Here is a 631-nt window from a genome sequence, read left to right as displayed (position 1 = left end):
AGAACAAAAAGCAAGTATAATACAAAAAGCTATACCAACAATTTTGAAAGCAGTAGGAGCATCAAATTTATTAACTATCGCAGTAACTATAGGAGGAAGAGCTACAGAACCAAAACCATATACTGCAGTGATAATACCGCCTACCAATCCGCTTTTATCTGGGAAGAATTTTATGCAGCTGCTTATTGCCGTACCATATGCCATTCCTAAACCAAGACCGCCTATTAATGCATAAGATACAATTAAAAATCCTACACTTGTAGCAAAACCAGAAAGAAGCATTCCAAKTCCCCACATCATTCCGCCTACAAACAAAACTTTTTTAGGTCCAAATTTATCATTAACCCAACCGCCGCTTATCATTGTGATAGGTCCTACACTATTAGCTATTGTATATACTATGGCTAAATCTGCAGAAGTTAATGTTTTTCCCAATATTCCAGATAAATATTCTGCCATAGGTGCTGCAAATACACTCCAAGTATAAATTGAGCCTAAACATAAATTGGCTAAACATACCACAAAAAGTATAAACCATCTCTTTTTTGTGTAATTCATAATTATACTCCTGTAAATTATTATTTATATGAAAACATTTATAAAATGTTATTCTTTTACTCTTTATAGTAAA

At 32.9% G+C, this 631-nt stretch carries 1 protein-coding gene; it reads right to left on the bottom strand.

Going from position 1 to position 631, the window contains the following annotated elements:
* The coding region (locus GQX97_RS13835; protein ID WP_157152333.1) for an MFS transporter at positions 1-558 on the bottom strand (558 nt) is incomplete at its 3' end.
* Positions 559-631: the final 73 nt, after the last annotated feature.

This window comes from Brachyspira sp. SAP_772, from assembly GCF_009755885.1.
Taxonomy (GTDB): domain Bacteria; phylum Spirochaetota; class Brachyspiria; order Brachyspirales; family Brachyspiraceae; genus Brachyspira.
The sequence above is the reverse complement of the archived record's forward strand: the minus strand, read 5'-3'. Positions and strand labels throughout refer to the sequence as shown.